21 protein-coding genes and 1 pseudogene are annotated in these 22,314 nt (G+C 62.1%); 18 read left to right on the top strand and 4 right to left on the bottom strand.

The genetic code is table 11. From position 1 onward, the window contains the following. Nucleotides 1-148: 148 nt before the first annotated feature. The 6 genes from tpiA to E8A46_RS08790 all read left to right on the top strand — a co-directional run bounded on the left by tpiA (nucleotide 149) and on the right by E8A46_RS08790 (nucleotide 6,073). Nucleotides 149-907: a triose-phosphate isomerase gene (tpiA, locus tag E8A46_RS08815; RefSeq protein WP_291559520.1), complete on the top strand. Its 759-nt coding sequence runs from the start codon at nucleotides 149-151 to the stop codon at nucleotides 905-907. A 146-nt stretch (nucleotides 908-1,053) separates the two neighbouring features. Then, entirely contained in the window at nucleotides 1,054-1,443 is a 390-nt protein-coding gene (secG, locus tag E8A46_RS08810) for a preprotein translocase subunit SecG (RefSeq protein ID WP_291559519.1), read from the top strand. A gap of 167 nt (nucleotides 1,444-1,610) precedes the next feature. Then, a complete protein-coding gene (locus tag E8A46_RS08805) occupies nucleotides 1,611-3,242 on the top strand; it encodes a CTP synthase (RefSeq protein ID WP_291559518.1) in 1,632 nt (543 codons plus the stop codon). Nucleotides 3,243-3,335: 93 nt separating this feature from the next. Then, the gene (locus tag E8A46_RS08800; RefSeq protein ID WP_291559516.1) at nucleotides 3,336-3,662 is read left to right on the top strand and encodes an NIPSNAP family protein; all 327 of its coding nucleotides are present in this window, start codon (nucleotides 3,336-3,338) and stop codon (nucleotides 3,660-3,662) included. Between the two features lie 327 nt (nucleotides 3,663-3,989). Next, the gene (gene kdsA, locus E8A46_RS08795) at nucleotides 3,990-4,865 is read left to right on the top strand and encodes a 3-deoxy-8-phosphooctulonate synthase (RefSeq protein ID WP_291559514.1); all 876 of its coding nucleotides are present in this window, start codon (nucleotides 3,990-3,992) and stop codon (nucleotides 4,863-4,865) included. Continuing rightward, a complete protein-coding gene (locus tag E8A46_RS08790; protein ID WP_291559512.1) occupies nucleotides 4,865-6,073 on the top strand; it encodes an MFS transporter in 1,209 nt (402 codons plus the stop codon). The genes kdsA and E8A46_RS08790 overlap by 1 nt, the downstream gene beginning before the upstream one ends. A 2-nt stretch (nucleotides 6,074-6,075) precedes the next feature. Here E8A46_RS08790 and E8A46_RS08785 read toward each other — a convergent pair whose 3' ends face one another. The 4 genes and pseudogenes from E8A46_RS08785 to queF form a co-directional block, all read right to left on the bottom strand. Next, entirely contained in the window at nucleotides 6,076-6,999 is a 924-nt protein-coding gene (locus E8A46_RS08785) for a dienelactone hydrolase family protein (RefSeq protein WP_291559510.1), read from the bottom strand. Next, nucleotides 6,996-7,901, bottom strand: coding sequence for a LysR family transcriptional regulator (locus E8A46_RS08780; RefSeq protein WP_291559508.1), 906 nt, complete (start codon nucleotides 7,899-7,901; stop codon nucleotides 6,996-6,998). Before E8A46_RS08780 ends, E8A46_RS08785 begins: the two co-directional genes overlap by 4 nt. Nucleotides 7,902-7,907: 6 nt before the next feature. Further along, nucleotides 7,908-9,004: pseudogene (locus E8A46_RS08775) on the bottom strand (YeiH family protein). Between the two features lie 186 nt (nucleotides 9,005-9,190). Then, nucleotides 9,191-9,679, bottom strand: a complete 489-nt coding sequence (gene queF / locus E8A46_RS08770; protein ID WP_291559506.1) for a preQ(1) synthase — start codon at nucleotides 9,677-9,679, stop codon at nucleotides 9,191-9,193. A gap of 133 nt (nucleotides 9,680-9,812) precedes the next feature. Between queF and eno the strand changes: the two genes are divergently transcribed. The 12 genes from eno to E8A46_RS08710 all read left to right on the top strand — a co-directional run bounded on the left by eno (nucleotide 9,813) and on the right by E8A46_RS08710 (nucleotide 22,281). Then, nucleotides 9,813-11,096: a phosphopyruvate hydratase gene (gene eno / locus E8A46_RS08765; RefSeq protein WP_291559504.1), complete on the top strand. Its 1,284-nt coding sequence runs from the start codon at nucleotides 9,813-9,815 to the stop codon at nucleotides 11,094-11,096. Between the two features lie 162 nt (nucleotides 11,097-11,258). Then, nucleotides 11,259-13,418, top strand: a complete 2,160-nt coding sequence (locus tag E8A46_RS08760; protein WP_291559502.1) for a hypothetical protein — start codon at nucleotides 11,259-11,261, stop codon at nucleotides 13,416-13,418. A 101-nt stretch (nucleotides 13,419-13,519) separates the two neighbouring features. Beyond that, nucleotides 13,520-14,662 carry a zinc-binding dehydrogenase gene (locus E8A46_RS08755; protein ID WP_291559500.1) on the top strand — a complete coding sequence of 381 codons (1,143 nt, stop codon included), beginning with the start codon at nucleotides 13,520-13,522 and terminating at the stop codon, nucleotides 14,660-14,662. Between the two features lie 103 nt (nucleotides 14,663-14,765). Beyond that, nucleotides 14,766-15,158 (top strand): MAPEG family protein, encoded by a 393-nt coding sequence (locus tag E8A46_RS08750; RefSeq protein WP_291559498.1) that lies wholly within the window; start codon nucleotides 14,766-14,768, stop codon nucleotides 15,156-15,158. Nucleotides 15,159-15,317: 159 nt separating this feature from the next. Continuing rightward, nucleotides 15,318-16,316, top strand: a complete 999-nt coding sequence (locus E8A46_RS08745; RefSeq protein WP_291559496.1) for an MBL fold metallo-hydrolase — start codon at nucleotides 15,318-15,320, stop codon at nucleotides 16,314-16,316. A gap of 176 nt (nucleotides 16,317-16,492) precedes the next feature. Then, nucleotides 16,493-17,050: an NAD(P)H-dependent oxidoreductase gene (locus E8A46_RS08740; RefSeq protein WP_291559494.1), complete on the top strand. Its 558-nt coding sequence runs from the start codon at nucleotides 16,493-16,495 to the stop codon at nucleotides 17,048-17,050. A gap of 66 nt (nucleotides 17,051-17,116) precedes the next feature. Beyond that, nucleotides 17,117-17,434 carry a septum formation initiator family protein gene (locus E8A46_RS08735; protein ID WP_291559540.1) on the top strand — a complete coding sequence of 106 codons (318 nt, stop codon included), beginning with the start codon at nucleotides 17,117-17,119 and terminating at the stop codon, nucleotides 17,432-17,434. Between the two features lie 153 nt (nucleotides 17,435-17,587). Then, nucleotides 17,588-18,616 (top strand): pyruvate dehydrogenase (acetyl-transferring) E1 component subunit alpha, encoded by a 1,029-nt coding sequence (pdhA, locus tag E8A46_RS08730; RefSeq protein WP_291559491.1) that lies wholly within the window; start codon nucleotides 17,588-17,590, stop codon nucleotides 18,614-18,616. A 60-nt stretch (nucleotides 18,617-18,676) separates the two neighbouring features. Beyond that, a complete protein-coding gene (locus E8A46_RS08725) occupies nucleotides 18,677-20,077 on the top strand; it encodes a pyruvate dehydrogenase complex E1 component subunit beta (protein ID WP_291559489.1) in 1,401 nt (466 codons plus the stop codon). Nucleotides 20,078-20,080: 3 nt separating this feature from the next. After that, nucleotides 20,081-20,386, top strand: coding sequence for a DUF5076 domain-containing protein (locus E8A46_RS08720; protein ID WP_291559487.1), 306 nt, complete (start codon nucleotides 20,081-20,083; stop codon nucleotides 20,384-20,386). Between the two features lie 2 nt (nucleotides 20,387-20,388). Further along, nucleotides 20,389-20,841, top strand: a complete 453-nt coding sequence (locus E8A46_RS08715; RefSeq protein ID WP_291559486.1) for a nucleoside deaminase — start codon at nucleotides 20,389-20,391, stop codon at nucleotides 20,839-20,841. A 105-nt stretch (nucleotides 20,842-20,946) separates the two neighbouring features. Continuing rightward, the gene (locus E8A46_RS08710) at nucleotides 20,947-22,281 is read left to right on the top strand and encodes a pyruvate dehydrogenase complex dihydrolipoamide acetyltransferase (RefSeq protein WP_291559484.1); all 1,335 of its coding nucleotides are present in this window, start codon (nucleotides 20,947-20,949) and stop codon (nucleotides 22,279-22,281) included. Nucleotides 22,282-22,314: the final 33 nt, after the last annotated feature.

Raw genomic sequence — 22,314 nt, 5'->3', positions numbered from 1 at the left:
GATAAAGCATCATAAAGTGGCTGCCGCCCCGTCGCAACCTTGGTGCGATGCGCCGGTCGAAGCAGTTAACGCTCGTGGCCCGCTATCTGGCACAGCCGTGCCGGCTCTGCTAGCGCTTGGAAGACCCAACATTTACGGAAATCCGGACATGACCAACACTATTCGGCCGCTGATTGCCGGCAACTGGAAAATGAACGGCCTCAGGGCGTCCATGGCTGAGTTTGAGGCCATGCTGGCGGGCGGGTCTGGGGTTGCCGGCAAGGCCGACCTGCTGGTTTGCCCGCCGGCGACCCTGATTGCCGCCTTCGCCGAAAAGGCGCGCGGCGCTAAGAACCTTGCAATCGGCGGGCAGGATTGTCACCCCAAGGTGTCGGGCGCCCATACCGGCGATCTTTCCGCCGAAATGCTCGCGGATGCCGGTGCCAGCGCGGTCATTGTCGGTCATTCGGAGCGGCGCGCCGATCACGGCGAAGGCGATGGGTTGGTTCGACAAAAGGCCGAGGCTGCATGGCGTGCCGGCCTCACCGCCGTCGTTTGTATCGGCGAAACCCAGCAACAGCGCGATTCCGGGAAGACGCTGGAGATTTGCCGTGGGCAGCTCAACGGCTCGATCCCGGATGCGGCGCGCGCCGATAATCTGGTCGTGGCCTATGAGCCGGTCTGGGCGATCGGAACCGGTCTGACCCCAACTACAGAAGATATCGAGCAAATTCATGGGTTTATTCGAGGTATCCTCGCCGGGCGATTTAACGATGAGGGGGCTGGAATGCGCATCCTCTATGGCGGCTCGGTCAAACCCTCGAACGCCAGGGAGCTGATGGCGGTGGCCAACGTCAACGGCGCCCTGATCGGCGGGGCCAGCCTGAAGGCGATCGATTTTCTTGCGATTGCAGGGGATTGTCCCTAACTAATGGCGAAGCGGTGCGGTGGACATGGTGATCCCCCGGGGGTGACAATGCCCCGTCCAATCGTGTAACACCGCGCGACTTCAAACCCCGCAAGCCCAACCTGCTGCCGGATACCGGCGCTTTTGGTTTGCGACGGAAGGTAGCAATGCAGACTGTCGTTATCGTAGTCCACCTGATGATCGTCGCGACGTTAATCGCGACCGTGCTGTTGCAGAAATCCGAGGGCGGTGGCCTCGGCGTTGGCGGCGGTGCCGGCTTCATGTCGAGCCGCGGCACCGCCAACTTGCTCACGCGCACGACGGCCGTGCTTGCGGTGGGATTCTTCATCACCAGCCTGTTGCTGTCATGGCTCGCAAGCTACGACCGCAAGCCGAGTTCGATCATTGTTCCTGCCTCGCAATCGCAGCCTTCAGGTGGGGCGACGCCGATCGCTCCGCCGACCAGCGGCGGAGGCGTTCTGGATTCGCTGAAGAAGTCCGACGAACAGCAGAATCAGCCCGCACCGTCCGGCCCGCAGGCGCCGCGTTCGCAATAAAGCAGGATGGCCATGCAGGACGGCATCTATCGTCCTGCATCAGCAATCCCTATCAACACGCTGACAGCGCTCAGAATTCCAAGTCACCCACAGCCTGGCAAAATGTTCGCTACGGCAACGCTTTTGGCTTTGGCGAATCGCGCCGGTAGCCTTAAAGGTTAAGTCCCATGGCGCGGTATATCTTCATCACCGGCGGCGTGGTTTCTTCGCTCGGAAAAGGTCTGGCATCAGCGGCTCTCGGCGCGCTGCTGCAGGCGCGTGGCTACAAGGTCCGGCTGCGCAAACTCGACCCCTACCTCAATCTCGATCCCGGAACGATGTCGCCTTACCAGCATGGCGAGGTGTTCGTGACCGATGATGGTGCCGAGACCGACCTCGATCTCGGCCACTACGAGCGCTTCACCGGGCGCCCCGCCACCAAGGCGGACAACATCACCACCGGGCGCATCTATCAGGACATCCTCACCAAGGAGCGGCGCGGGGACTACCTTGGGGCCACCATCCAGGTGATCCCGCACGTCACCAACGCGATCAAGGATTTCATTCTCGACAGCAATGACGAATTCGACTTCGTGCTGTGTGAGATCGGCGGCACCGTCGGCGACATCGAGGGCCTGCCGTTCTTCGAGGCGATCCGCCAGATCAAGAACGACCTGCCGCGCGACCATGCCATCTACATTCATTTGACGCTGCTGCCGTTCATCCCTAGCGCCGGCGAGCTCAAGACGAAACCGACCCAGCACTCGGTCAAGGAATTGCGCTCGATCGGCATTCAGCCGGACGTCCTTCTGTGCCGTACCGACCGCCCGATCCCGAAGGAAGAGCGGCGCAAGCTCGGCCTGTTCTGCAATGTGCGCGAAAGTGCGGTGATCGAGGCGCGCGACGTCGACAACATCTACGCCGTGCCGGAGGCCTATCACGCCGCCGGCCTCGACGACGAGGTGCTGGCGGCGTTCGGCATCGCGCCGAAGCTGCCGCCGGCGCTGCAGAGCTGGCACGTCATCAACGAGCGGATCCGCAATCCCGAAGGCGCGGTGACTATCGCCATCGTCGGCAAGTACACCGGAATGAAGGATGCCTATAAATCGCTGATCGAAGCCCTGTCCCACGGCGGCATCGCCAACAAGGTGAGGGTCAATCTCGACTGGATCGAGAGTGAAGTCTTTGAAAACGAAGATCCCGCGCCGTTTCTTGAACATGTCAACGGCATCCTGGTGCCGGGCGGCTTCGGCCAGCGCGGCGCCGAGGGCAAAATCCGCGCGGCGCAGTTCGCCCGCGAGCGCGACGTGCCGTATTTCGGCATCTGCTTCGGGATGCAGATGGCGGTGATCGAGGCGGCGCGCAATCTGGTCGGCATCGCCGAGGCGAATTCGACGGAGTTCGGGCCGACGCCTGAGCCCGTGGTCGGCCTGATGACGGAATGGCTGCGCGGCAATGAACTGGAGAAGCGGACAAAGACCGGCGATCTCGGCGGCACCATGCGGCTTGGCGCCTATCCCGCCATGCTCAGCCGGGGCAGCCGGGTCTCCGGCGTCTATGGCGGCGCCACCGAGATTTCAGAACGCCATCGGCACCGCTATGAGGTCAACACCGCCTATAAGGATCGGCTCGAGCAACATGGCCTGAAATTTTCAGGTCTCTCGCCCGACGGCGTGCTGCCGGAGATCGTCGAATATGAGGATCATCCATGGTTCATCGGGGTCCAGTTCCATCCCGAATTGAAGTCGCGTCCCTTCGAGCCGCATCCCCTGTTCGCCTCGTTCGTTGAGGCAGCGATGGCGCAGTCGCGGCTGGTTTGATGCCATGCGCCGGCGGCCTTTGACGGACGCGCCGATTGTTGCGACAAAACGATCCTCACTATCGTCAGGAAAACAGATCAGGGAGTTACGCCGATGATTTACGAAACCCGCGTCTATCGCTGTGTGCCGGGCCGGCTGCCCGCGCTGTTGAAGCGTTTCGAGACCATCACGCTGAAGCTGTTTGAAAAACACGGGATCAGGCAGGCCGGTTTCTTCACCACGCTGATCGGCGAATCCAATCAGGAACTCACCTATCTGCTCGCCTGGGAATCGCTGGCGGAGCGCGAGAAGAAGTGGACGGCTTTTCAGACCGATCCCGACTGGATCGCCGCGCGCGCGCAAACCGAGGCCGACGGCCAGATTGTGGGCAACATCGTCAGTCAATTGCTGGTGCCGACCGCATTCTCTGCGGTGAAGTGACCGCGACCCGAGGGGGTTTCGCCGGATCCCTGCGGTCTCGACCACATCTTATTCGTGCTTGGTGATGTCGACAACGAAGCGGAATTCGACGTCGGCGCAGGATTTTTACGGCCAGCGGCCGGAACCGCCACCTCTGGTGCAGACACAACCCTGATATACTGGGCCGCATGGATATTGAGGGCGTATTCGACCGTGGATCAGGCTACGCCATCGGTGCAAACCTGATTGCGAGGCCAAAGCGCTGACCGCTTTGGTGAATACGCGAGCAAGGGTTGATCCGGTCGCCTCCGCCCTGCATGGTCACGGGCGCTCAAAAAGGGAAACGTTTTGAACGCCAATATTTCAGCTGCGTCGGTGGTCTCCGCGGGGACGGTCAAATTCGGCAATCACCTGCCGATTTCGATCATCGCCGGCCCGTGCCAGCTCGAGAGCCGCGCCCACGCGCTAGAAGTGGCCAGTGCGCTGAAGGAGATCGCAGGCCGCCTCGGCATCGGTCTCGTCTACAAGACGTCGTTCGACAAGGCCAATCGTACCAGCGCATCCGCCGCGCGCGGTATCGGGCTTTCCCAGGCGCTGCCGGTCTTCGCCGAGATACGCTCATCGCTGGGTTTGCCGGTACTCACTGACGTTCATGAAGTTGCGCAATGCGCGGAAGCTGCGCAAGCCGTCGATGTCCTGCAGATTCCGGCGTTCCTGTGCCGGCAGACCGATCTGCTGCAGGCGGCCGCCGCGACCGGCAAGGTCGTCAACGTCAAGAAGGGACAGTTCCTGGCGCCGTGGGACATGGCCAATGTCGTTGCCAAGATCACCGGCGCCGGTAACCCCAACGTCCTGGTCACCGAGCGTGGCGCTTCGTTCGGCTATAACACGCTGGTTTCGGACATGCGGGCGCTGCCGATCCTGGCGCGCACGACCGGCGCCCCCGTGATCTTCGACGCCACCCATTCGGTGCAGCAACCCGGCGGCCAAGGCACCTCGTCGGGTGGCGAGCGCGAATTTGTGCCGGTTCTGGCGCGCGCCGCGGTCGCGGTCGGCGTCGCCGGCGTGTTCATCGAAACCCATCCCGATCCCGACCATGCTCCTTCCGACGGTCCAAACATGGTGCCGCTGCGCGAGTTCGAAGGTCTGGTGCGGACGCTGATGGCGTTCGACGCGATCGCCAAGAACGTCGGCAGGAATTCTGAAAAGAACGAAGCGCGCTGATGCCGCAACCAGGACTGCGGCAGCACGAGCCGCGCATGCCGCCGGCGATCAACATCATTGCGATCGCGACATTTGCGGCGAGCCTGTCGGCCCGCGCGCTTGATCCGGTACTGCCGCACATCGCCGACGAATTCGGCGTGAGCATCGCCACTGCCGCGAGTTTCTCGGCGGTGTTTGCCTTCACCTTTGCGATCATACAGCCCGTGCTCGGCGCGGCGGCGGATATGTTCGGCAAGGCGCGGCTGATGATTGTGTGCCTGGTGCTGCTGGGCCTGGCGAATATCCTTGGCGCGATGTCGACGTCGTTTCCGCTGTTGTTCGCAACACGCATTCTCGCCGGCATCGGCTCCGGCGGCGTCTTTCCGGTCGCGCTGGGCCTGACCAGCGACCTGGTGGCGCCCGAGAAGCGCCAGGTCGCGATCGGACGTACGCTGGCGGGGTCCATGACCGGCAACCTGCTCGGCGCCTCCTTTTCCGGGGTGATCGGCGACTTCCTGGGCTGGCGCGGGGTGCTGGCGGTGCTCGGTCTGTTGGTGGTCGCAGCTTCGGTCGCAGTGGCCGCCGGCTTTCGCGGCGCGGCGCTGACGCGCGCCCCGAGGACCAGTCTCTCGACGCTCCGGCACGGCTATCGCACCATCTTCTCCAATCCGAATGCGCTGTGTTATGCCGCGGTCTTTATCGAAGGTTGCTGCGTGCTTGGCTTGTTTCCCTACCTTGCCTCATTCCTGTTCGAACTCGGCGAAACCAGCCTGTCGATTGCCGGGATTGTCATCGCAGGTTTCGCTGTCGGCGGTCTGTTTTATACGATGACGGTTTCCCGCTTTCTGCCACGGCTGGGCGTCAAGGGAATGATGATCGCGGGTGCGACACTGGTTGGCCTGCAACTCGCCGCCATTGCGTTCGGCCCCAGCTGGAAGATCCAGGCGATCAGTCTGCTGTTTATGGGTTGGGGCTTCTACATGATCCACGGTTGCCTGCAGGTCTTCGCCAGCGAACTCTCGGTGGAAGCCCGCGCCACCGCGCTGTCGCTGCACTCGTTCTTCTTTTTCATGGGTCAGACCGTCGGCCCGATCGCCTACGGGTTTGGCATCCAGAACGTGGGCAAGATCCCGACCTTGCTGACCAGCGCGGTCATCATCGTCGCGCTCGGCTTTGCCTGTGCGCGGTTGCTGCGCCAGACGAGGCCCGCGGATGCGGGCGCGACATAGGCTTACGCCACCGGCCTCGGTTGCTGCAAAGCCCCTCTGAAAAAACCAATCACTTCGTCCACAGCCGCCCGTGTCGGCTGGCCGGCGGCATCGATGAGGTCGCGGGTAAAGACCGAATGCGGCGGCTTTCCATCTGCCTTCATGCCGGCGGGGTTGCCGGCGCTATCGGGCAGTTCGGTGCCGGTGAAGGCCGTGCCGAAGGCGGCACGCAAGGTCGCAAAGCGTGAGGCTTGGCACAGCGTGTCGCCTTCAAAGCGATAGCCGCGCAGTGCCAGCCCGTGGCGGGTGCGTTCCTTCACCCGGGCGAGATCGGCATGCGCGATATCGAGCGCGGCCGGGCTGAACGCCGGCAGGCCGGGTTGCGCGAGAACCGAGGCCAGCACGACGGGGTCAAGCGCCATCGAGAGAGCAAAGCCACCCGTCAGGCACATGCCGATGGCTCCGACCCCGGGACCACCGCACTCTTCATGGGCAAGACGTGCAAGCGCGCGCAGCCAATCCGTCACCGGGCTGGACTGGTTGGCCCTCAGAATCGTGAACTCGCGCGATATGCAAAGCGAAACAATGCGCATGGCGGAGGACGACTCTTCGGCGTTGCCCGCATCCGGCTCGCCGAACAGGATAGGCGCATAGACACGGAATCCCGCGTCTCGCATCCAGCGGCAAAAGCGCGCAAGGCTAGCCGTAAAACCACAGATCTCGTGGATGACAACGACAGCGGGGCCAGTCGTTCCCGTCACCAGCACGGGCTTTGTCTTGCCGAGCAGGTAAAGGTCACGTCGCGTGAAGTCGGCAACGTCGGAGGTCAGTTCCATGCGTGCACCTTGTTGGGCTTCCTGCCTGCCATAACTGAGGCTTCCGCAGCCCATACTGATGCGGAGGATTGAATTTAGCCAAGGAGATTCATCGTGCCTTCGGCCGATCACCGGCTCATTTGCTTCCCCGGCGCGGTTTCATGGAGCGACGTGAGCAGGGCTTGTTCGACGCGGCTCGTATGCCGCTCCTTGTGCCGCAAGATGTAAAATGAGCGTCGCGGCAGATCGAACCTGACCCGGTGCAGGGTCTTGGCTGCAAGCGATGGAGCCACGACCAGGTCTGAAATTGCGGTGGCGCAATCGCCGGCTTCGACGGCGGTGCGGACCGCTTCGTTCGAGGGCAGTTCCAGCGCGACCCGAAGATCGGACAGTTTGATGCCGGACTGCCGAAGTGCCGCCTCGAACATTGACCGGGTGCCGGAGCCACGCTCCCGAAGCACCCAGGCGGTCGCCAGCAAATCCTTTGGCGCGATTTTTGTCCGGCTGACCCATGGGTGTTTTGCGCCAACGACCATAATCATCGAGTCTCCGTCGAACTTTCTGGCCGCCAGCAAGGGCTCATCGACATCGCCTTCGACAAACCCGAGGTCGGCGCTTCCCTGAAGAACCGCACGCGCCACCTGCTCGGTATTGGCGACAGTGAGGCGCAGATCAATGCCGGGGTGGGCGGTGTGAAAGGCCTGGAGACGGCCGGGCAACCAATAGTTCCCGACCGTCTGGCTTGCCGCTATGGTCAAGGAACCGCGTTTCAAACCGGCGAGATCGTTGAGCACCTGCGCGGCGGCTTTGGCGCGCGCCAGCACGGCACGTGCCTCGATCAGGAAATCGCGACCCGTTTGCGTCAACACAATGCCCCGGCCGATGCGGTCGAACAGCTTGATGCCGTAACGGGCTTCGAGCGCCGCGATGGCAGCGCTCGTCGCCGATTGCGTCAGGTTGAGTTCGCTCGCTGCCTGCGTGACATGTTGTTTTTCCGCGACGGCGACGAAGATGCGAAGCTGTTCCAGTGTCATGAGCCGCTATCCAATGAGTTTGATGAGCACGAGGCTGAAGCTTGCAATAAAGATGAAGGCCAGCGCACCAAGCAGCGCAGGTCGAATTCCCCTGGCTGTCAGCCTGCGGATGTCGGTCTCCAGTCCCATGGCGGCCAGGGCAACCGACAGCAGGAAGGTTGTAACGGCCACGATCCAGATCTTATCTGCGGCGGGAAGGGTGATCAGGCTGTTGAGCCCAACCAGTGCCACAAAGCCGAGCACGAACCAGGGCAGAGGAGGCCGGGTGGAAGGCGCGGTTGCGACGGGGCCATCCTTCTCCACGTTCGAAGCTCGCAACAACCCCAGCACCATCACAGTGGGTGCCAGAAGCATGACGCGTGACAATTTTGCGATGGTTCCGAACTCGCCGGCCTTCTGCCCGTCCTGGAACGAAGCCGCGACGACCTGCGCGATTTCGTGGATCGACGCACCGCTCCAAAGTCCGAATGCATGCGGGTCAAGGTGCAGAAGCCCCGGCAGTAGCGGGTAGCTAAACATTGCCACCGATCCGAATACGGTCACGCAGGCGACCGCGTAGGCGACGTCTTCGTCGGGTGCTTCGGTCACCGTGTTGGTGGCGATGACGGCCGATGCGCCGCAAATGGATGTTCCGGCTGCGATCAGCTGCGTCAATTTGCGATCGACGCCCAGGAGCTTTCCCATCCAGACGGTAAAGGCGAAAGTGGCCGCCAGCGTCGCCGCGATGATGCCGATGCCGCGGCCGCCGACCTCGATCACCTGGCTGATGGTCAATTGAAGCCCGAGCAGGATGATGGCGATGCGCAGCAGTCGCCGCTGGCTGAAGGTGACCCCCGGCCTGGCGATTGCCGGGTGCCGACGAGATTATGGAAAGCCGTGCCGAGCAGGATGGCGAGGATCATCGGGCTGAACGTCGGCATGCCCGGCAGCGAACGGAGCAGATAGCCGGATATCGCCACGACCGCCGCCAGCAGCAGGCCCGGGAGAATGGCCAGGATGGCTCCGCCCCGAGCGGGTTGCAGCTCTGACGGCACGGTCTGGGCTGGGTCAAGCGAAAGGGCGAGGTCGGTGTCCGAAATGAGTTGGGGGGCTGGGCTGGTCATGGGGTGGGCTCCATCGGCTTGCCCACGCGATATCGGTAGTTTCGATCAATCAATCCAACAGATTGTAATGGTAATATCAATCGATTTTATAGATTGATAATGAATGGCTGGCTGGCCCTCTTGCCGAAACCGTCACGTGAAACAGGCGGTCCCGCCGTTCGCGCGGAACTCGGGGCGCGCGCCGGCTCAGCCCCGCCCGCGATAGGGCGCGACGCCCTGATCCGGGATCCACACGCCCTTGGGCAATTTGCCGGTCTGCCAGAACACGTCGATCGGAATGCCGCCGCGCGGATACCAGTAGCCGCCGATGCGCAGCCATTTCGGCTTGATCTCCGCTGCGATCCGTTTGCCGATCGCCACCGTGCAGTCCTCGTGGAAGGCGCCATGATTGCGGAAGCTCGCGACATAGAGTTTGAGGGATTTCGACTCCAGCAGCCATGGCCCCGGGACGTAGTCGATCACAAGATGCGCGAAATCGGGCTGGCCGGTCACCGGGCACAGCGAGGTGAACTCCGGCGCGGTGAACCGCACCACGTAATTCGTGTCCCTTTGCGGATTGGGCACGCTGTCGAGTTTAGCCGCGTCGGGCGTCGTGGGCCATTTCACGGCGCGGCCAAGCTGCAGGGCGGACGAATCCGGCACCGACTTTGATGATTTCCGGGGCTTGCTGGACATAACTTGTCTCCGTTGCCGGGTTATTAGACAATTTGTTCGACGGCGTCACGGGCCAGGCAACCTTTTCCGCCACGGTGGCTTGCTGTAGAAGCTGCGCCAACCGCTCAAATCAGGCTATGCAAAAGAGGCACCCATGACCGCCATCGTCGACATCATCGGCCGCGAAATTCTCGATAGCCGCGGCAATCCCACCGTCGAAGTCGACGTGGTGCTGGAAGACGGCTCGGTGGGGCGGGCGGCGGTGCCGTCCGGCGCCTCCACCGGCGCGCATGAGGCCGTCGAGCTGCGCGACGGCGACAAGGCGCGCTATCTCGGCAAGGGCGTGCAGAAAGCGGTCGCCGCCGTGAACGGCGAAATCTTTGAAGCGCTCAGCGACATGGCGGTCGAGGAACAGGTTCAGATCGACCAGATCATGATCGATCTCGATGGAACGCCGAACAAGAGCCGGCTGGGCGCCAATGCCATCCTCGGCGTCTCGCTTGCATGCGCCAAGGCCGCGGCGGAATCCTTCGACATGCCGCTTTATCGCTATGTCGGCGGCACCTCGGCGCGCACCTTGCCGGTGCCGATGATGAACATCATCAACGGCGGCGTGCATGCCGACAACCCGATCGACTTCCAGGAATTCATGATCATGCCGGTCGGTGCCAAAACCTTCGCCGAGGCGCTGCGCTGCGGCTCGGAGATATTCCACACCTTGCGAGCGGAACTGAAGAAGGCCGGTCACAACATCAACGTCGGGGATGAGGGCGGTTTCGCGCCGAACCTGCCGTCGGCGGATGCGGCGCTGGAATTCGTCATGGGGGCGATCGGCAAGGCCGGTTACAAGGCCGGCGGCGACGTCATGCTGGCGCTCGATTGTGCTGCCACCGAATTCTTCAAGGACGGCGCTTACGTCTATGGCGGCGAGAACAAGACCCGCTCGCGTTCCGAGCAGGCGAGATATCTCGCCGATCTCGCCGCGCGTTACCCGATCGTCTCCATCGAAGACGGCATGTCCGAAGACGACATGGACGGCTGGAAGGAGTTGACCGATCTGATCGGCGGCAGATGCCAAGTGGTCGGCGACGACCTGTTCGTCACCAACGTCACCCGGCTCGCCGACGGTATCAAAAACGGCCGCGCCAATTCCATTCTGGTCAAGGTCAACCAGATCGGCACGCTGACGGAAACGCTTAGCGCGGTCGAGTTGGCCTACAAGGCCGGCTACACCGCCGTGATGTCGCACCGCTCCGGCGAGACCGAGGATTCCACCATCGCAGACCTCGCGGTCGCAACCAATTGCGGGCAGATCAAAACCGGCTCATTGGCGCGCGCGGACCGCACGTCCAAGTACAACCAATTGCTGCGCATCGAGCAGGAATTGGGAAGCCAGGCGAAATATGCGGGCAGGGCGGCGCTGAAGGCGCTGGCGTGAGGCCTGCGCGAATTGTGCTGCCAACCAAGTTCCGGATCTGGAACAAAATCGGTTTCGCGTCGGTGGAACTGACACGGTTGAAATTTAACGTGCAGCACATCGCGCTCTTAAGGCGAAGGTAATTTCTTCGCGTCAACCGTCAGACAAAGACGGAGTTTTCGCGTGGCAACTATCTTCGACGTCCAGGGCTTTGGCGCGTTGTCCGAATGGAACGGGCAGTTCTCAAGCGCTTCCGCCAGTCAGGCATTTCAAACCATCGCTGCACTTGGTTCGAATTCGATCGAACTGACGGCGCGGATATGGAGCCAGACCGGGACCACCGACACCGTCATTGCCGATCCAGCCAAGACGGAGAGCGACGCAAGCCTGCTCGCGGGCTTTCAGGCCGCGCACGCCGATGGGCTGTCAGTGGTCTTCAAGGCGGCGATTTCCCCGCTGGACGGAACACCGACCTCGAGCATGGCGCCGGCTGATGTCGGCGCCTTCTTTGCCTCCTACAAGGCCGAGATCGTGCATCTCGCCACCATCGCCCAGGCCGGCGGCGTCGAGACTTTCGCCATCGGCAACGAGATGAGCAGCCTGTCGGGCTCGCAATATCTCGGTTACTGGACCGATCTGATCTCCGCCGTCCGTCAAGTCTATCACGGTGAACTGACCTATGCGGCAGCGACCGACGAGGCTTCCAGGGTCTCGTTCTGGGGTCAGCTCGACACCATCGGCGTGAACACCTATCCGCCGCTGACGACCAGCAGCAACCCGACCGTGCAGGATCTCGTCAACGCCTGGTACCAGGTGCCGGGCAATCCCTATTGGGCGGCAGCGTTCGAACACAAATCGCCGGTCGATTTCCTCCATTCGCTGTCAGAGCAATATGGCAAACCGGTTCTGATGACCGAGATGGGCTACCGCAGCATGGATGGCACCGCGATCGAGCCGGGGTCGTGGACCGGCAACGGTATCCCCGATCCGGCCGCGCAGGCGGATGCCTACAAGGCGTTCTTTCAGGTCTGGACGGCGCAGGGCGGCGACTGGATGAAGGGCGTCGAACTCTGGCAGTGGGACCTCAACAACAAGTACACCAGCACCGGCTACTCGGTGATGGGAAAGCCGGCCGAAGCCGTGGTCGCGCAGTATTTCCACGGCGATGGGGTTGCGGACGCCTTTACGCAGGCGGTCAACGGCGACGGCTCGGTGGTTCGCGCCGATTACGACGCGGCCGGTCACCTCACACAGTTCACAACCAGCTATCTCGACGGCGCGTTCGATCAGTTCAGCTTCAATGCAGCAGGACTGGAAACCAGCGAGACCATCCGGCACGCCAACGGCTCGCGCGACATCTACAGTTACGACATCGCCGGCAAGGACTACACTTCGCAGCATACGCTTAACGACGCGTCGGGACACAGTTTGCTGATTGAAGACTACCGCGCCGACGGATCGCTGACGCTGAAGCAGACGGTCGACGCCAGCGGCGTCAAGACGCTGGACCAATATGACCACCTCGGTCACATCGTCGAGCAGACGGTGGTGCAGAAGGACGGATCCTACACGCAGTCCAGCTACGCGTCGGACGGCAGCCTGACAACCGAAACGCTGCGTCACGCCGATGGCTCACGCGACATCTACAGTTACGGCATTGTCGGCAAGGACTACACTTCGCAGCATACGCTCAACGATGCCTCGGGCCATAGCGTGCTGATCGAAGACTATCGCAGCGACGGATCGCTGCTCCTGAATCAGACAGTCGACGCCAATGGCATCAAGACGCTGGATCAGTTCGATGGCCTTGGCCACATCACCCAAGAGACCGTGACGCAGAAGGACGGTACTTACGTGCAGTCCAGCTTTGCCACGAACGGCACCCTGACGACGGAGACCGCCCGCCACCTCGATGGCAGCCGGGAGGTCGATAGCTACGAGATTGCCGGGCAGGCCTATACGGCGCGGCACGACGTGATCGACGCGTCGGGGCACCGGCTGGCGACTACCTTCGACAATAGTGACGGTTCCCATACCGAGACGGCCTATGCGGCGGGTGTTAGCCTGAAGGCGACGACGACCAACACCGTCCTGAACAGCGCCGGCGGCGATACCTTCGTCTTCAATCAGGCCTCCGGACAGGACGTCATCAATAATTTCAGGGCCGGGGACTTCGCGGGTCACGACACCCTGCAGATCGCCTCAAGCGTTGCCGCCGACTTCGCGCACCTCGCGGTCCACATCGTCGGTCATGACACCGTCATTGACCTTGGCCACGATGCATCCATTACGCTGACCGGTGTCATCGCGCCGCTGACGCTGCATGACGTTCTGATCGTGTGACCCCGTCCTCGTTTGACGGGCCAGAATGAGGCTTGCCTTCTCCGCATAACGTGCGAACACTCCCGGCCAAACTCGGCAACGCCGAAACAGGGAGGTTCAGGATGAGTGCCGACGGCAAAACCGGGCTGCAGCTTCGCTCGCTGATCAGGAAAAATGGCGAACTCGAGATTTCGCTGGTCAATGTCCCGGTCGCCGAACCGTCAGCCGACGAGGTGGTGGTTCGCATCGAGGCTGCGCCGATCAACCCGTCCGACCTCGCGCTCCTGATCGGAGCCGCCGACATGACCACCGCCCAGGCGTCCGGCACCAAGGACGCGCCGGTGATTACGGCAAAGGTGCCGGAAGCGGCGATGCGCGCCATGGCTGGACGGCTCGACGAATCCACGCCGGTCGGCAATGAGGGGGCCGGTGTGGTCATCAGGACCGGATCGTCCGAGGCGGCGAAGGCCCTGATGGGCAAGACGGTCGCGATCATCGGTGGCGCCATGTTCGCGCAATACCGCACGATGCGAGCGAGCGACTGTCTCGTGCTGCCGGACGGCGTCACACCCGCCGAAGGCGCATCCTGTTTCGTCAATCCACTGACGTCGCTCGGCATGGTCGAGACCATGCGGCGCGAGGGCCACAAGGCCCTGGTGCATACCGCGGCCGCTTCCAACCTCGGCCAGATGCTCAACAAGGTTTGCCTCAAGGACGGCATCGCGCTCGTCAATATCGTCCGCAGCCCGCAGCAGGCGGAGATCCTGCGCAAGATCGGGGCGAAACATGTCGTCGATTCCACCGCGCCAACGTTCATGGAAGATCTGACCAGCGCGCTGGTCGAAACCGGCGCGACGATTGCGTTCGATGCAATCGGTGGCGGCAAGCTGGCGGGCCAAATCCTCACCTGCATGGAGGTTGCGGCCAACAAGAACGCAAAAGTCTACAGCCGTTACGGATCGAGCGTGCATAAGCAAGTCTATATCTATGGCGGCCTTGACATGCGCCCGACCGAATTAAACCGGGCGTTCGGGATGACGTGGGGAGTCGGCGGCTGGCTGTTGTTTCCGTTCCTGCAAAAAATCGGCCCGGCCGAGGGGTTGAAGCTGCGCCAGCGCGTCGTCGCCGAACTCAAGACCACCTTTGCCAGCCACTATACCCAGGTGGTCTCTTTGCAGGAGGCGCTGCAGCTCTCTCACATTGCCGTCTACGCCAAGCGCGCGACCGGCGAAAAGTATCTGATCAATCCGAACAAGGGCGGATGACGCCAAGCGCCCGCGACCGGAACGGCGACCCACTCGACTATTTGCCAGCGAGCCAAGCCAAAGGAGTTGTTGAAAACAAATCTTTATATAGAGGGGGAAAACAATGTCTGCAGACCTGAAGTATCTCGCCTTTACCGCAATTCTGACGGCGTCGCTCTGGATTCCCTATGTGGTCTCCCAGGTGATGACCAACGGGCCTCTCGCACCTCCGAATTATGTCGATCCCACGCCGCGTCCGCTGCCACCGTGGGGCAAGCGTGCCGATCGGACCTACATCAACGCGGTCGAGACGTTCGCGCCCTTTGCAGCGCTCGTGATCGCGGTTCATCTGGCCGGCAAGGCCAACGCGATGACAGCGTTCTGGGCGATGGCCTTTTTCTGGCTACGGTTCGCTCACGCCGTCGTGTACCTGCTCGGCATTCCCTATCTGAGGACCCTGATCTTCACGCTCGGCTATGTCGCGGTGATCGGAATCTTCTGGGAATTGGTTAAGTAAGCGCAAGCGGCGTATCTTGGCGTCGACAGGTTGCTCGACGCCGAAAAAAATTGCCGCGGGCCCATGGCAAAGTGACTTGCGTTTGGCGCGCAACGAGGGAACATTTGCGCCGAAAATCCGTGCCAAAAACTCAAAACGCAGACCAGGGGAGAACCTTCCATGAATGATTTGAGCCGCCGCCATCTACTTGCCGGCGCAGCCGCCGTCGGTGCTGCGACTGCCCTGACGCCGTTGGGCGCGCTAACCGCGCGCGCCGCGGTGCCGCCCGCCGCCACCCAGGCGCCGGGTTTCTACCGTTACAAGGTCGGCGCCTACGAATGCACCTCGATCAACGACGGGGTGTTTTTGCGTCCCATCGATAACTTCGTGAGCAATGTCCCGAAGGAACAGGCGCAGGCAGAGGCCGAGGCCGCCTACATGCCGAAGGGTATGGTCGCGGTGCCGTTCAACCCGCAGCTCGTCAACACCGGGTCCAAGCTGGTCCTGATCGATTGCGGCCTGGGGGTAGGCATGTTCGAGCAGAGCAAGGGCCGCGTCGGCCGCACGATGCAAAATCTCGCCGCCGCGGGCGTCGATCCCAAGAGCGTCGACGTCGTGCTGATCTCACATTTGCATCCCGACCACACCAACGGCATCCGGGCCGCCGACGGCTCGATGGCGTTCCCGAATGCCGAAATCATGGTACCGGCGAAAGAATGGGAATTCTGGATGAGCGACGAGAACGCCGCCAAGGCCCAGTCCAACGAAATGATGAAGGGTTATTTCGCGAATGTGAAAAAAATCTACACCGGTATCGAATCCAAGGTGACGAAGTACGACTGGGGCAAGGAAGTCGCGCCCGGCATCACGGCGGTCGCCGCACCCGGCCATACGCCTGGACATACCACCTTTGCCATCGCATCGGGCGGTTCAACCGTCCTGATCCAGTCTGACGTCACCAACATTCCCGAACTGTTCCTGCGCAATCCGGATTGGCATGTCGCCTACGACGCGGATCCGGCCGTAGCGCAGGAAACCCGGCATAAGTTCTATGATATGGCTGCGGCGGAGAAGGCGACGGTCGTGGGCTTCCACTTCGCTTTCCCGTCGATCGGCCATGTCGAGAAGGACGGCACGAAATACCGGCTGATTCCGGTGGCCTGGAATCCCGTGATCTGATCGCGGCTTCCGGCATTTGGCAGGTCAGGCCGCCGAAAGGCGGCCTGATCCGTTTTGCGGGACAGGCTGCTTCGTCGGCTTCCTCAAATTCCCCAAATTCATGCACTTGCATCGTTTGCCGACGTCGCTAGGGTAGCGCCCAAGCCGAACCGGCGCCGCGTCAAAAGGGAAATCTCATGGCCACCCCACACAATATCGTCGTACTTGTCGGCAGCATTCGCAAAGAGAGCTTCACCCTCAAGATCGCCAATGCATTGGCCAAGCTGGCGCCCGATACGCTGAAGCTTGACGTCGTCAGTTTGCACGGGATTTCGTTTTTCGATCAGGATCTGGAAACAACGCCGCCGGCCGATTGGCTGGCGTTCCGCGAAAAGATTCAGAAGTCGGCCGGCGTACTGTTCGTGACGCCCGAATATAACAGGTCGATTCCCGGCGTGCTGAAGAACGCCATCGACGTCGGATCGCGGCCATCCGGCAAGAGCTCGTTCCTCGGCAAACCGATCGGCATTATCAGCAATTCGCCGGGCCCGCTCGGCGGCGTCAGCGCGGCCAAACACCTGCAGAATATCCTGCCGGGCATTTCGGGTCCGATCCTGGGCCAGCCGGAAATCTACCTGAACGGCGTGGGCGACGCCTTCGACGAAAAGGGCCATCTCGCCAAGGAGGGGCTGCAGAAAGTGTTGCAGCAATATATCGACGCCTACGCGGCTTTCGTCGACAAGCACAATAAATAGGCTCCGGACTGCACGGCAGGCGGGGCCTTAGGATTCCGTTAACTGGGCCGTCGCATGCTCGGTCCCATGGTCTCCCGCAGCCGACTCAGATCCCTGCTTACCGGGCTTGCCCTCTATACGATGGCAGCCGGCCTAGTCGGCTATTTCGGCGTCAATGCCTATACCGGCAAGTATGGCCTGAATGCCCGGCAGGAGCTCGATCAGGAAATCATCGCGCTGACTTCCGAACTGGCGCGGCTGAAGCGGGAGCGTGCCGAAGGCGAGCAGCGTGTCTCGTTGCTGCGTTCGGACCGGGTTGACCCCGATATACTCGATGAGCGCGCGCGCTATCAGCTCGATTACGCCAATCCGCGTGACCTGGTTCGGACCGTCAACCCGAACTGATCGTCAAATTACAAAAAGCTGCGGAATCAATTTCGAAAATGTCGCGCCGCATTGCACTGCGGCATAGCGAATTCTTCGCAAGTGCACGCAATCCTTTCATGGCGGTTTGAGTTGGGATAGAGAGAGCTATTCGTTCTCTGATCCGGAAATGCCATGGCTGCCCCCAAGAAAATCGTCGCGAAGGAAACCGCTCACGAAAAGGGAAACGGTGCCGACAGCCCCCCGGACTTCACCAGGGAACAGGAACTAGCCGCGCTGCGCGACATGCTGCTGATCCGGCGGTTCGAGGAAAAGGCCGGCCAGCTCTATGGAATGGGGGCGATCGGCGGCTTCTGCCACCTTTACATCGGCCAGGAAGCCGTCGTCATCGGCATGCAGATGGCCCTGAAAGAAGGTGATCAGGTCATAACCGGGTACCGCGACCACGGGCATATGCTGGCCTGTGGGATGGAAGCCAAAGGCGTGATGGCCGAATTGACCGGTCGCCATGGCGGCTATTCCAAGGGCAAGGGCGGCTCCATGCACATGTTCAGCAAGGAGAAGAATTTCTTCGGTGGCCACGGCATCGTCGGTGCCCAGGTTTCGCTCGGTACCGGGCTCGCCTTCGCCAATCGCTATCGGGGTAACGATTTTGTCAGCCTGGCCTATTTCGGCGACGGCGCCTCGAACCAGGGCCAGGTCTATGAAAGCTTCAACATGGCCGAGCTGTGGAAGCTTCCGGTGATCTACATCATCGAGAACAACCGCTACGCGATGGGCACTTCGGTGACGCGCTCCTCCGCCCAGACCGATTTTTCCAAGCGCGGCATCTCCTTCAATATTCCCGGCGAGCAGGTCGACGGCATGGACGTTCGCGCGGTGAAAGCCGCGGCCGACAAGGCCGTGGCCTGGTGCCGCGCCGGCAAAGGCCCCTTCATCCTGGAAATGCAGACCTATCGCTACCGCGGGCATTCGATGTCGGACCCGGCGAAATACCGCACCCGTGAGGAAGTGGAGAAGGTCCGTCACGACCAGGATCCGATCGAGCAGGTTCGCAATCGCCTGCTTGCCGCTGACATGAGCGAGCAGGAATTGAAGGCCATCGACGCCGAGGTGCGGGAGATCGTCAATGCCGCTGCCGACTTCGCGCAGCACGATCCCGAACCCGATGCCGCCGAATTGTGGACCGACGTCTATCGTTGAACGCGCGAAACGCTTATCCCGCAGGGTACGCAGCTTAAAGAGTGAATTTCCGGAGCTGATATGCCAATTCAAGTACTGATGCCCGCGCTCTCGCCGACCATGGAGAAGGGCAACCTTTCCAAATGGCTGAAGAAGGAAGGCGAGGCGATCAAGTCGGGCGACGTGATCGCCGAGATCGAGACCGACAAGGCGACCATGGAAGTCGAGGCCACCGATGAAGGCACGCTTGGCAAGATACTGATCCCCGAAGGCACCGCCGACGTCGCGGTCAATACGCCGATCGCGACCATTTTGGCCGATGGCGAGAGCGCCTCCGATCTCGGCAAGCCAGTCGCGCCGGCGAAACAGGAGAAAGCCGCGGAGTCGGCGCCGCCCGCCGCCGAGGCTAAATCTACGCCTGTACCGAAAGACGAATCTCCAGCTCCCGCAGCCCCCAAAGCCGCCGCCGAACCCGATCCCGAAGTGCCCGCGGGCACCGAGATGGTGACCATGACCATCCGCGATGCCCTGCGCGATGCAATGGCCGAGGAAATGCGCAGGGATCCCGATGTATTCCTGATGGGCGAAGAGGTCGCGGAATATCAGGGCGCCTACAAGGTCAGCCAGGGTCTGCTGCAGGAGTTCGGCGCCAGGCGCGTGATCGATACGCCGATCACCGAGCATGGCTTTGCCGGCATCGGCGTCGGCGCGGCGATGGCTGGCCTAAAGCCGATCGTCGAGTTCATGACCTTCAACTTCGCCATGCAGGCGATGGACCAGATCATCAACTCCGCGGCGAAGACGCTCTATATGTCCGGCGGGCAGATGGGGTGCTCGATCGTATTCCGCGGCCCGAACGGCGCGGCCGCGCGGGTCGCTGCCCAGCACAGCCAGGATTACTCCGCCTGGTATTCGCAGATTCCCGGCCTCAAGGTGGTCGCGCCGTTTTCGGCCGCCGACTACAAGGGGCTGTTGAAGGCCGCAATCCGCGATCCCAATCCGGTGATCTTTCTCGAAAATGAAATGCTCTATGGCCATTCCGGCGAGGTGCCGAAGCTCGACGACTATGTGATCCCGATCGGCAAGGCGCGGATCGTGCGCTCCGGCGCTCACGTCACCATCATCTCCTGGTCGAATGGCATGTCCTACGCGCTGAAGGCCGCCGACGAATTGGCCAAGGAAGGCATCGAGGCCGAGATCGTCGATCTGCGGACGCTGCGCCCGCTGGATACCGACACCGTCGTCGCTTCGGTGAAGAAGACCGGCCGCGCCGTCACGGTAGAGGAAGGTTGGCAGCAAAACGGCGTCGGCGCCGAGGTCGCCGCCAGGATCATGGAGCACGCATTCGACTATCTCGATGCGCCGGTGGCGCGGGTGTCGGGCAAGGATGTGCCGATGCCCTATGCCGCCAATCTGGAAAAGCTCGCATTGCCCTCGGTGGCCGAGGTGGTCGCGGCCGCCAAGGCCGTCTGTTATCGGTGACGCATGGCCGGTCCCAGCGAGCAGCCGTTGCCGCCCGACGTGATAGGCCGCGATGATGCCACGGAGGTGTTGCGCGCCTTCGTGGTCGATGGCGGACTTTCCATCGCGTTCGCGCGCGCGTTCGAGGAGCCGGATATGTGGGGCCTGCTGCTGGTCGACGTCGCGCGTCATGCTTCGCGCGCCTATGCGCGCGAGAGCGCCTATAGCGAGGAAGAAGCGTTGAGGCGTATCATCGACATGTTCGAAGCTGAACTCGCGCGGCCGACCGATATGGGCAGCACTGCGCCGCGGTCGGGACAGGGGCACTGACTGTGACCATTGAAGCCTATCATTTCGATTTCATGGCTGAAGCCATTCGCGAGGCGGAGATCAGCATCGCCGAGGGCGGACTGCCGATCGGCGCGGTGCTGACGCGTGACACGAAAATCATCGCGCGCGGTCATAACCGCCGGGTGCAGGAGCAGAACGTCATTCTTCACGGCGAGATGTCATGCATGCGCAACGCCGGGGTGATCCCGTTTCATGACACCGTGATGTACACGACGCTGTCGCCCTGTTCGATGTGCGCGGGCGCGATCGGGTTGTTCAAGCTTTCGCTTCTTGTGATCGGCGAGTCCGTAACCTTCCCCGGCAGCAAGGACATCCTGACGCAGTTTGGCATTCCCTATATCGATCTTGCGGACGAGCGATCGGTCAACATGATGAAATCATGGCGATCGGTTCCCGCCAACGAGCGCCTCTGGCAGGGCGACATCGGCAATTGACGCGGGTCGTCGATCTTTCATCGGGTGGCGGTGACACCCAAACGGTCTTTGGTTGGCTTTCCAGCAAATGGAAGACAACGAGCAAGAATATCCTGTGAGGTCAGTATGCCCATCAACATTCTGATGCCCGCGTTGTCGCCGACCATGGAGAAGGGCAACCTTGCCAAGTGGCTCAAGAAAGAGGGCGACAAGGTCAAGTCCGGCGACGTGATCGCGGAAATCGAGACCGACAAGGCGACCATGGAGGTCGAGGCGGTCGACGAGGGCACGATCGCGAAAATCCTGGTACCCGAGGGCACCCAGGACGTCGCGGTCAATGACGTGATCGCGGTGCTCGCCGGCGACGGCGAGGACGTCAAGGCGGCCGGCGCAGGCGCCACGAGTGCGCCGCCGAAGGCCGCTGCCGCCGCACCGGCGCCTGCCGCCGCGCCGGCTCCGGCGGCAAAGATTCCGGCAGCGGAGCCGACAGGCCCAGCGCCACAGGCGGCAGCAGTCCCACAGACCAACGGTCACGCGCGGACCTTCTCATCGCCGCTCGCCCGGCGTCTCGCCAAAGAAGCCGGCATCGAGCTTGCGCGCATCAACGGATCGGGCCCGCACGGCCGCGTCATCGCGCGCGATGTCGAGGAAGCCAGGTCCGGCAAGGGGCTGAAAGCGCCTGCCGCAACACCGGCCGGCGCGCCGGCGTTCGCGCCCTCGATGTCGGACAAGCAGATTCTGGCGCTGTTCGAACCCGGCAGCTACGAAGTCGTACCGCACGACGGCATGCGACGCACGATTGCCCAGAGGCTCACCGCCTCGGTGCAGACCGTGCCGCATTTCTATCTGACGATGGACTGCGATATCGGCAAACTGCTCGCCGCGCGCGAGGAGATCAACGCCACGGCGCCGAAGGACAAGGAGAAGAAGCCGCTCTACAAGCTCTCGGTCAACGATTTCGTCATCAAGGCGATGGCGATTGCGCTGCAGCGGATACCCGATTGCAATGTGAGCTGGACCGAAGCTGGCATGCTCAAGCACAAGCATTCCGATATCGGGGTAGCGGTGGCAATGCCGGGCGGCCTGATCACGCCGATCATTCGCAGCGCGGAAACCAAATCGCTGTCGACGATTTCAGGCCAGATGAAGGATTTTGCGGCGCGCGCGCGGGCCCGCAAGCTCAAGCCGGAGGAGTATCAGGGCGGCACCACGGCCGTCTCCAATCTCGGCATGTACGGCATCAAGGATTTCACCGCCGTGATCAACCCGCCGCACGCGACGATACTTGCGGTCGGCACCAGTGAAGAGCGCGCGGTAGTCCGCAACGGCAAAATCGAGGCGGCGCACATCATGAGCGTGACGCTGTCGTGCGATCACCGCGCGGTCGATGGTGCGCTCGGGGCTGAGCTGATCGGCGCGTTCAAGATGCTGATCGAAAATCCGGTCATGATGATGGTGTGATGCAAGCCAAGCCGTTTGGGGGCGACGTTGAAT

This window comes from Bradyrhizobium sp. (genome assembly GCF_004799445.1).
Lineage (GTDB): Bacteria > Pseudomonadota > Alphaproteobacteria > Rhizobiales > Xanthobacteraceae > Bradyrhizobium.
The sequence above is the reverse complement of the archived record's forward strand: the minus strand, read 5'-3'. Positions and strand labels throughout refer to the sequence as shown.

What these genes read in the sequence shown, in the direction of transcription:
- tpiA (WP_291559520.1), top strand. Translation starts at nt 149, where the DNA reads ATGACCAACACTATTCGGCCGCTGATTGCCGGCAACTGGAAAATGAAC.
- secG (WP_291559519.1), top strand. Translation starts at nt 1,054, where the DNA reads ATGCAGACTGTCGTTATCGTAGTCCACCTGATGATCGTCGCGACGTTA.
- E8A46_RS08805 (WP_291559518.1), top strand. Translation starts at nt 1,611, where the DNA reads ATGGCGCGGTATATCTTCATCACCGGCGGCGTGGTTTCTTCGCTCGGA.
- E8A46_RS08800 (WP_291559516.1), top strand. Translation starts at nt 3,336, where the DNA reads ATGATTTACGAAACCCGCGTCTATCGCTGTGTGCCGGGCCGGCTGCCC.
- E8A46_RS08790 (WP_291559512.1), top strand. Translation starts at nt 4,865, where the DNA reads ATGCCGCAACCAGGACTGCGGCAGCACGAGCCGCGCATGCCGCCGGCG.
- E8A46_RS08780 (WP_291559508.1), bottom strand. Translation starts at nt 7,901, where the DNA reads ATGACACTGGAACAGCTTCGCATCTTCGTCGCCGTCGCGGAAAAACAA.
- queF (WP_291559506.1), bottom strand. Translation starts at nt 9,679, where the DNA reads ATGTCCAGCAAGCCCCGGAAATCATCAAAGTCGGTGCCGGATTCGTCC.
- eno (WP_291559504.1), top strand. Translation starts at nt 9,813, where the DNA reads ATGACCGCCATCGTCGACATCATCGGCCGCGAAATTCTCGATAGCCGC.
- E8A46_RS08755 (WP_291559500.1), top strand. Translation starts at nt 13,520, where the DNA reads ATGAGTGCCGACGGCAAAACCGGGCTGCAGCTTCGCTCGCTGATCAGG.
- E8A46_RS08750 (WP_291559498.1), top strand. Translation starts at nt 14,766, where the DNA reads ATGTCTGCAGACCTGAAGTATCTCGCCTTTACCGCAATTCTGACGGCG.
- E8A46_RS08745 (WP_291559496.1), top strand. Translation starts at nt 15,318, where the DNA reads ATGAATGATTTGAGCCGCCGCCATCTACTTGCCGGCGCAGCCGCCGTC.
- E8A46_RS08740 (WP_291559494.1), top strand. Translation starts at nt 16,493, where the DNA reads ATGGCCACCCCACACAATATCGTCGTACTTGTCGGCAGCATTCGCAAA.
- E8A46_RS08735 (WP_291559540.1), top strand. Translation starts at nt 17,117, where the DNA reads ATGGTCTCCCGCAGCCGACTCAGATCCCTGCTTACCGGGCTTGCCCTC.
- pdhA (WP_291559491.1), top strand. Translation starts at nt 17,588, where the DNA reads ATGGCTGCCCCCAAGAAAATCGTCGCGAAGGAAACCGCTCACGAAAAG.
- E8A46_RS08725 (WP_291559489.1), top strand. Translation starts at nt 18,677, where the DNA reads ATGCCAATTCAAGTACTGATGCCCGCGCTCTCGCCGACCATGGAGAAG.
- E8A46_RS08720 (WP_291559487.1), top strand. Translation starts at nt 20,081, where the DNA reads ATGGCCGGTCCCAGCGAGCAGCCGTTGCCGCCCGACGTGATAGGCCGC.
- E8A46_RS08710 (WP_291559484.1), top strand. Translation starts at nt 20,947, where the DNA reads ATGCCCATCAACATTCTGATGCCCGCGTTGTCGCCGACCATGGAGAAG.